General features: G+C 44.7%; 11 protein-coding genes and 1 pseudogene. 8 read left to right on the top strand and 4 right to left on the bottom strand.

The window, feature by feature from the left end:
* Window positions 1-242 precede the first annotated feature (242 nt).
* Window positions 243-908, top strand: coding sequence for a nucleotide-binding protein (locus tag BEB54_RS24275; protein ID WP_000532148.1), 666 nt, complete (start codon window positions 243-245; stop codon window positions 906-908).
* A gap of 73 nt (window positions 909-981) precedes the next feature.
* A complete protein-coding gene (locus BEB54_RS29145) occupies window positions 982-1,266 on the top strand; it encodes a hypothetical protein (protein ID WP_001162371.1) in 285 nt (94 codons plus the stop codon).
* Between the two features lie 17 nt (window positions 1,267-1,283).
* Here BEB54_RS29145 and BEB54_RS24265 read toward each other — a convergent pair whose 3' ends face one another.
* The 3 genes and pseudogenes from BEB54_RS24265 to BEB54_RS29495 form a co-directional block, all read right to left on the bottom strand.
* Window positions 1,284-1,880: a ProQ/FINO family protein gene (locus BEB54_RS24265; protein WP_000125164.1), complete on the bottom strand. Its 597-nt coding sequence runs from the start codon at window positions 1,878-1,880 to the stop codon at window positions 1,284-1,286.
* A gap of 149 nt (window positions 1,881-2,029) precedes the next feature.
* Window positions 2,030-2,152, bottom strand: coding sequence for a Hok/Gef family protein (locus tag BEB54_RS24260; RefSeq protein WP_223685802.1), 123 nt, complete (start codon window positions 2,150-2,152; stop codon window positions 2,030-2,032).
* Window positions 2,097-2,249: pseudogene (locus BEB54_RS29495) on the bottom strand (DUF5431 family protein); the annotation flags it as partial. The gene BEB54_RS24260 and the pseudogene BEB54_RS29495, both read right to left, overlap by 56 nt.
* 881 nt (window positions 2,250-3,130) lie before the next feature.
* On the opposite strand from BEB54_RS29495, the gene BEB54_RS29490 reads away from it, so the two are divergent.
* Window positions 3,131-3,499 (top strand): hypothetical protein, encoded by a 369-nt coding sequence (locus BEB54_RS29490; RefSeq protein ID WP_223720106.1) that lies wholly within the window; start codon window positions 3,131-3,133, stop codon window positions 3,497-3,499.
* A gap of 97 nt (window positions 3,500-3,596) precedes the next feature.
* Here BEB54_RS29490 and repA read toward each other — a convergent pair whose 3' ends face one another.
* Window positions 3,597-4,625, bottom strand: coding sequence for a plasmid replication initiator RepA (gene repA, locus BEB54_RS24245; RefSeq protein ID WP_001175214.1), 1,029 nt, complete (start codon window positions 4,623-4,625; stop codon window positions 3,597-3,599).
* A gap of 1,137 nt (window positions 4,626-5,762) precedes the next feature.
* Between repA and BEB54_RS24240 the strand changes: the two genes are divergently transcribed.
* The 5 genes from BEB54_RS24240 (at window position 5,763) to BEB54_RS24225 (ending at window position 8,077) form a co-directional block, all read left to right on the top strand.
* Window positions 5,763-6,215, top strand: coding sequence for a CaiF/GrlA family transcriptional regulator (locus BEB54_RS24240; RefSeq protein WP_000101552.1), 453 nt, complete (start codon window positions 5,763-5,765; stop codon window positions 6,213-6,215).
* Window positions 6,208-6,423, top strand: a complete 216-nt coding sequence (locus BEB54_RS24235) for a DUF1187 family protein (RefSeq protein ID WP_001127357.1) — start codon at window positions 6,208-6,210, stop codon at window positions 6,421-6,423. The genes BEB54_RS24240 and BEB54_RS24235 overlap by 8 nt, the downstream gene beginning before the upstream one ends.
* Window positions 6,416-6,592 carry a hypothetical protein gene (locus BEB54_RS29040; RefSeq protein ID WP_000753050.1) on the top strand — a complete coding sequence of 59 codons (177 nt, stop codon included), beginning with the start codon at window positions 6,416-6,418 and terminating at the stop codon, window positions 6,590-6,592. The genes BEB54_RS24235 and BEB54_RS29040 overlap by 8 nt, the downstream gene beginning before the upstream one ends.
* A 2-nt stretch (window positions 6,593-6,594) precedes the next feature.
* Window positions 6,595-7,572 carry an SPFH domain-containing protein gene (locus tag BEB54_RS24230; protein WP_000564241.1) on the top strand — a complete coding sequence of 326 codons (978 nt, stop codon included), beginning with the start codon at window positions 6,595-6,597 and terminating at the stop codon, window positions 7,570-7,572.
* A gap of 61 nt (window positions 7,573-7,633) precedes the next feature.
* Complete coding sequence (locus BEB54_RS24225) at window positions 7,634-8,077, top strand: NfeD family protein (RefSeq protein WP_072099825.1); 444 nt, start codon at window positions 7,634-7,636, stop codon at window positions 8,075-8,077.
* Window positions 8,078-8,079: the final 2 nt, after the last annotated feature.

Raw genomic sequence — 8,079 nt, 5'->3', positions numbered from 1 at the left:
TACGCCGTCCTGGTGCATTGCAGCAGGGCGGGGCGCTGTACTGCGCGTGTGAGCGTCAGCGAGCTACGGGCGCAACAACACACCAGGCAAAATCGCATCCTGAAAAGTTACCCTGTAACATACACACAATGTAAAGCGCAAAAAACAATTACATTGTAAAGACACAAACATCTTTACAACGTAACTATAATGAATACAATGTAAAGACAAATAAACCTTTACACTGTATATCCGAGGTTTCTATGGGGAGAGCATTACTTGTCGCATCAGATAAAGGCGGTGTAGGAAAAAGCACCACAGCAACAAACCTGGCTTCTTATCTGGTAAATAATTCACGAACGGTCATCATTCTGAAGACCGATAAAAACAATGATATTCTTAGCTGGAACGAAAAAAGAAAGCAGAATGGCTTATTACCGGTTCCTGTTTATGAAGAGTATGGCGATGTATCAGAAGTCATTAAGCGCCTGAAAAAAATATGTGAAGTGCTGATCATTGACTGTCCAGGGCATGACAGCAAGGAATTTCGCAGTGCCTTAACTGTAGCTGACATTCTGCTTACTCTCGTTAAGCCGTCTTCAGATTTCGAAGCAGAAACGCTGACTCATGTAACAGAAAAAGTTCGCACAGCTCAACAGATCAATCCAGACCTGCAACCCTGGGTACTTTTCACGAGAATTAACACGACAAAACCACGCCACAGAAAAGCAGCGATTGATCTCGACAAGTTACTCCGGGAGAACCCGGTGTGGATACAGCCACTTCGTACACGTATTTCAGATTTAGATATTTTTGAAGCGGCCTGTAATGAAGGCGCTGGCGTTCATGATGTACGTCGCGCATCCAGCCTTTCTACAGCTAAAGCACAAATAGAGCTTTTGGCGCAAGAGTTAGGCATCAATCCCTAATGGATGTAATACGATAGCTTTACATCATTAACTTTACACAGTAAAGCTAATGTAACACACGAAAGGTGATATAATGGCTCTTGACTTGAAAACTCCGGTAATACCAGGACAAAAAACAGAACAAACCAATGCAGACACAGCCCGATTCATCAATGAAGCTACCCGCAAAAAATCGGGAGCAACTAAAGTGACCAATGTCCGGCTTGGGGACGTTTACGAAGATATTCTGGAACGGGAAGCACTGCGAACAGGCCAGACAAAAACAGCAATAATGAAAGCGGCTCTTGCAGCTTACGAACACGGCCTGGACGAAAACGGAAAAAATCACTGGATTCTACAGTCAGCCAGGCTGAAATGATAAAGCCCTTCGGGGCTTTATCCCTTACGTTTTAATTGTTTCTTCTCGCTGGCTTTCTTACGGGCATCGAGAACCAGTTGCGCATAAGTTGCGTGTGCTTTTTTTACTGTACCAGCAGGTTTCCCGTAAAGGTCGTAACGTGTTGCGCCTGGTACAGTACAATTCTGAAGATATTGCCACCGGAACGTCATCACCTGAACCGCACAATTCCACTCTTCAATCGTCAGATCCACATCCGGGTTATCCGCCAGGTATTTCTCAACGTCCTGGAGAATCCCGCTTTTCAGGGGCAAGTTCTTTTTTTCGTCTGTCCATAGTTCAGGAAAAACAGCACGAACTTTATTGAAACACTTTTCAAAATATTCTTTCGGATATTTTGGGGGAAAAGTGATTTGTTTTTTCAAATACCAGGGCTGAGGCTGCTTTTTATGTGTTTTCTCTGCTACAGCATCTTTCTTCTGTACTTTCTTGTTTTCATTAACTGCTGATTTTTGTACTTCCTGCGGCTTTTCATTCACCACAGGATTTTCTGGCATGACCAGAACGCGGCGTTTTTTGACCACAATCACGGGTGTTTTTTTTGGCTGCATACTCGCCTCAATAATTGCTGTCATATTGACTAATTATACCATTTTCAGCAGTTAATATCCTGAAAATACATGGAAAAAGGGGGTATCCGTACAGAATACCCCCTTTGTAAAGGCGCTTAATGCCAGAACCACATCATCCCCAAAAAGGCGGGCTTTCGCCCGCCTCCGGGTTGCTACTTACCGTTGGATTCGTAAGCCAGACTTGCCGTAACCTCCCTGTCTCCGTCTTTCAGCCGGACCTCGCACAAACGATTCCGGGTCAGATACGTGAATATTAACAATGTGCAGCACACGATTAATAAACACCAGGTCAGGGCGTTTTTCGGCTGTTTCATGGCCTTCTTCTCCTTGCGTAACGCGCGGTAAGAGGCTATCCTGATGTTGTTCAAGCATTGGGATCGCCTCGTGGGTTAATGAAAAATTAACTACGGGGCTTTCTTCTTTCTGCCGCACAACAAGATACAAACCACCTTTTCGTCATGAGGCAGAAAGCCTCAAGCGCCAACAGCATTATATATTGACCAGGAATTAAATTCCCAGCTTTCGGCGTGGACTATACAGTGTGTGATTCACCACGATGAATCCTTTGTTGATCCACTGTGTGACCTGCGCAGGTTGAACTCCGGTCAGCCTGGCGAACGATGCCTGATTCCCCCGATAGAACTTGTTGATGTATTCAATCAAAGGCATTTTTTAATTCTCCGAAACAACGCAAAATCATATAGTAATTTACTATATGATTTTTATTCCGCAAGTGATTAACTCATCGGATTTCTTTGTAGTTAACGAAACGTTAAATTTAGTTTGTGCTTGGAATGGCACGCAAGAAGCACACTAGCATTATCATTTTGATCAAAACGCTATTTCCCCCCGTTATTGGGGGGCTTTCTTTTTGATGCCGCGCCAGCGGCATGTAAGGCGGCACTCTATTGTTTTATATGGCACAGAGCTAAACCGCCGAAGCCCGGCGTAAGCCGGTACTGATTGATAGGTTTCACCTTACCCATCCCCATCCTGCTAAGCCATACCCGCTTTCAGCCATGAAATAGCTTTTGTGCGCGGTCGGAGTGGTCCCGACAAGGGTTTACCCGCAGTCGGGGCGTATCTCCGCGTTAGCGGGCCGTCAGGGCCGCTTACGAGCGTGTATTTGGTACTTCCAGCCAGAAGGCTGACAGCGATGAAATTTTTTAGTTACAACATCCATTATTGAAAGCGATGTTGTTCCCGCCCTTCGGGCGGGGGCGGCGGCGCTTTTCAGTGATGGGTCGGGCGCTGTGGCTGAGTATTTGCAGCGTTTTTTTGTAGGAGGGTTGGAGGGGCTTTGTTTTTCATTGGGCAGAAGTTCATATGCCCGCCGCGAAGCGGTGGGAGGTACTTATATTCTGAGCGGCGCGGCGTTAGCAGCTGCAAGCGAAGGCATTTTTGTGATTATCCACAGTTGTTTCAAAGATAAATATTTTCCCTGCGGCGAAGCAACGCAGGGGATTAAAGAACAGGGGTTAAGAATATATTGCGGGTTTGATGTTCTATGTTTGCTGCTTTCTGAAGTTATTCCTTTGCGGGTTTTTGTGGATAACCGAAGGCGTTTTTACTCCGATACCCTATTGCGGCCATCAAAAAACTGTCAGAGCGGGACAAAATGAAAAACGGTCGTCAAATATGAGGAATTTCATGAAATGCAGGCAACACGAAAAGCCCCGAAGGGGCTGAAGAGAGTGCCGATTGTATCAGGCAGCTAAACTAGTGGGGTGGCGAAGCTGTCAGGGCCAGTTCAAGCTGACGTAGATCCCTGGCTACCAGTTGCTCTAATCTTTCTTTAGTGCACCAGTACGCTTCGTCCGGCGGCATACGCTTCAGAATAAACCGTGCAATTTCGTTTCGCTGTTCATCATGCGGCAGTTTTGCCAGGCGATTAGCACGTTTACGCTTTGCTGCTTTTTCTCGTCGGGACTTGATGGCATCGAGAGAACGCTGCGCGTACCAGCGTTTACGAGCCGAGTGAACAGAGATTTCCTCGCCCTCGCGGATAACCCCTTCTTTAATCAGTTGCCGACGGATTTCACTTTCTGCAAGGCGCTTACGTTGCTGTTCCTGAAGTTTCACCAGATCAACTCCCAGCATTTTCCAGCCAGTTTCGGTGATCCAGACGTATTTCGGCAGTCGCTGGCGGGATTCACGGTCCCATATCGTCTTTTCTGACGTTCCCAACGCGCCAAAGCAAACCTGCTCTGCCAGCAGACGGGAAAGGCGCGATACTGTGACTGCGGTTTCAGGAATAACGTTTCCCTTACTGTCTTTTGGACTTATTTCTTTTGCAAGGCGAGATACTGACATGCCGATAGTGTGCAATCCACGATCACAAAAACTCACAAGTACAACCCATATTGCGTCAAGCAGCCGCTCTTTCTCCGGTCGGAACTTATATTTGCGACCGACACTCTGACGTTTCAGTACATAAAATGGATGCAACGACATGTGCATTCTGAGTGTGTACTGACCAGTTACCGGGTCTTTTTTAACGAGACGATTGTAAGCGTGGCCCAACTGTCCGCCCAGCGCCTTATAGCTGTCGGGACGGAACCAGGCTGGATTCTCACACTTTGGCTTAGTGGAATGTTCACCCCGGCGACGTTTTGTTGTTCCGCCTTTGTTTTCCTGGGGGACCAGGAATGAGCTTTCAATGCCCGCTTCGTAGTCCTGCCAGAAACGGACCTGCTCTTCCGGTGATAGTTCAGACCAGTGACGTTTGCTAATCACAGCAAGCTGCACTTAGCTTGCACTGTAAGAGTTGATATTTCCTTCTCATGGAATTAAACTCCATTTCAGGTAACAAGCATACCTGAAATAAAACGTTATCAGCTCAAGGCTCGGCCTTGAGGGCAACCCCCGCTAATCTACGCTGCCTGGAAAACACGAGATTACGGGGGTTTTCTTTATCTGAAATTTACGTTCTTGAACAAAATTTCAGCACCTCGTTTTCTGCATTTACAAATCGCGGAAAACTTGCCTGCAAATTTAGCAGCATGGGCGCAATCGATCAACGATGTTCAAGCCTGGCTCGTTTCCTTTTTGATTCAGCACACATCTGTGACTGCTTCAAAATCGTTTTCAGAACAGCTACTGAAGCCCCTTCTTTACTGACGTTCCCCATACAAAACCTTACAAAATCAGAAATTCAGAATTTTGTATATTCAAAAAAGTTTTTTTGACTGCATACACCCACTCACACGATCGAATAAACCACACAAACAGTATTATCTAGATTTTTAGATCGTACATCATTTAGCAAACAGAATATTATTCTGTTTTTTAGATGTTATCCAGATCATTAGATCGCTCTTGTGGCATTGACAGGTTTTAAATGTCGCACACACAATACTATCCAGATGATTGTAAAAAGCTCGTTCATCGCGTTTTTTGTGCTCATTGCCTGGAAAATGAGCACTCTTTGACGCCCGTTAGAACGCTTGTCATCTCATGCTCTTTAACAACCCCGGACAGCGGTCATTGCCTAAAGCCCTGGCATAAGGAGGTTATTATTCGTGCATTTCAAGCACCGCTGGCATCTGTCAGCAACGGGCTACGTAACAGAGTGACGTGCCGCGCCATCTACACAGGTAACGACTCTTTATCCGCAAATATCATTCTGCATACTTAAACCCCCTTATTTGGTGAACTCGCGTTGAGTTAATCTCACTCACTCTCTCCCTGAGCAAGTCGTACAGGCTGCAACGCAGAAGTACACCAGATTTGCCAGTCTCCACTCCAGGTAAGGGGGTTTAGCTATGCATGATGATGAACAATCAGATAAAGAGCCTGTAGTGAGTGGCTGCAACTTTTCATAATTAGCTTATGACGCTGTATTCCGGGGATGTTTCTATTTCAGACAAACAACCGGGAGAAAATATGGCGCGTAAGTTAAAAATTAATCCTGTCATTCCTGAATGTGTGGCAGATTTGAAAGGATATCCACTCTATATCATCGTGGCTTATTGGGGATTAAGAAATAATAAAACGCTCACAACAACGGATGTTAGCCGTAATTTCCTTATTACACAGCAACAATCTTATGATGTGCTTACCTACATTTACCAGGAAGCACAGAAGCAGATAACAGCAACTAAACGAACACTATTTAACGAGCACAAAAGAAGAATTAGCGCGTTCAGGATTCTTGATATTGACAAAGGCATATTGCGCACACCCAAAAAAGAGATTGCATATGCCAGCTACGACAATATACCAACTGTCACAATGAAAAGTACCCGTTGTGAGATCCAGGATAGTTTTACAGAACTGCGCCGCTGGATGTGTTCAAGAAAGACAGGTGATCGAGTGGAGGTATTTTTGAATGCCTAAGTACCAAATAAACGCAACCATCAAAAAACCAGGTGGTGGCCCCGTGAAATGGACTCATTACAGCGACTTCCCTATGACCGCTGAAGAATGCAGAAAAAACTTCTCAAAAGAAAAAGAAGCAGGAAAGTGTTTTTCTGTTGATGTTCATATTTCAGATTTCATTTGCAAAGAGATACCTCCACAAAATGCAGGAAATACATATGGCTGATTTTGGTTCCACTAAACAAACCGTAACATTTGAAGAATGGCACGAGCTATTAATGGATTACGCAGAGTTACGCGGTGGAAATGCCGCCGATGCGGAAGCATGGCGCGGTGATTATGAAGCAGGAAAAACTCCGGTTGAAGCATATTGTGATGAATGGGGAGAGGATTAATCATGATTGACGCTATAATTACGCCAATAGTTACATCTATTCCGTTACTCTTATTAATTTTAGTCGCGCTGATATTCGTTAAATCTGCCGTCAAAATCGTGCCGCAAGGTAATGCCTGGACAGTGGAACGCTTTGGTAAATATACCCATACGCTTTCCCCCGGTCTTCACTTCCTGATCCCGTTTATGGACCGCATAGGTCAACGGATCAACATGATGGAAACCGTCCTGGATGTTCCTAAACAGGAAGTTATTTCGAAAGACAATGCAAACGTAACTATCGATGCTGTTTGTTTTATCCAGGTCATTGATGCAGCGAAGGCAGCTTATGAAGTCGATAATCTTGCATCAGCTATTTCAAATCTTGTCATGACCAATATCCGAACTGTCGTTGGTGGAATGAATCTCGACGATATGCTTTCTCAACGTGACAGCATCAATTCTAAGCTGTTAACGGTTGTCGATTATGCAACTGATCCGTGGGGAATTAAGGTCACACGTATTGAAATTCGGGATGTTAAACCACCAGAAGAACTGACTAAGGCGATGAACGCGCAAATGAAAGCGGAACGTACTAAGCGTGCACAGATTCTGGAAGCGGAAGGTATACGCCAGTCACAAATTCTGAAGGCGGAAGGGGAAAAACAGTCCCAAATACTGAAAGCAGAAGGGGAACGGCAATCAGCATTTCTTCAGTCTGAAGCACGCGAACGTCAGGCAGAAGCGGAAGCTCGCGCAACAAAACTGGTGTCGGATGCAATCGCTGAAGGTGATGTTCAGTCTGTTAATTACTTTATTGCGCAGAAATACACTGAAGCACTCCAGGCAATTGGCACTGCATCAAACAGTAAACTGGTTATGATGCCTCTTGATTCAAGTAGCCTGGTGAGTTCGGTTGCAGGTATCAGTGAACTGCTAAAAAACGTATCACAGGATACTCCCAAAGTTGATATGAAACAGGCTCAACAGTATTTGTCTTAAACAGATACCGGACGGTGACAATATTGTTTTAATCACCGTCCTTATCTCATGGAGATTAACGATGTTCTGGTTTACGCTGTTTCTTCTTTGTATTGCCCTTGAAATTATAACCGGAACGGGATGGTTACTCGTAATCAGTCTTGGTGCATTATCAAGTGCCATTGTTGACTTTTTCCTTCCTATATCACAAGAAGCAAATATATGCTTCTTTGCGTCAATAAGCATACTGACGTCGATAATTAAGTTCGTCTATGACAAAAAACATAAGAAATTAGATACACCCCTGGTGAACACAGGACATACACGTTTTAAAGGAAAAGAATTTACTCTCAGTGACGATATTGTGAACGGCAAGGGGCAATTACTTATTGGTGATACATTCTGGCCTGTTGAGACGTTACACGATGAAAACTACCCTGCGGGAACAAGAGTTATTGTTACAGACATGCAAGGAATAACTCTTAAAGTAATGACCATCGAAGACAAGAATGAAAACAAGGAATAAAT

The sequence above is a fragment of the Escherichia sp. MOD1-EC6021 genome (assembly GCF_002965245.1).
Classification (GTDB): Bacteria; Pseudomonadota; Gammaproteobacteria; order Enterobacterales; family Enterobacteriaceae; genus Escherichia; species Escherichia coli_F.
The sequence above is the reverse complement of the archived record's forward strand: the minus strand, read 5'-3'. Positions and strand labels throughout refer to the sequence as shown.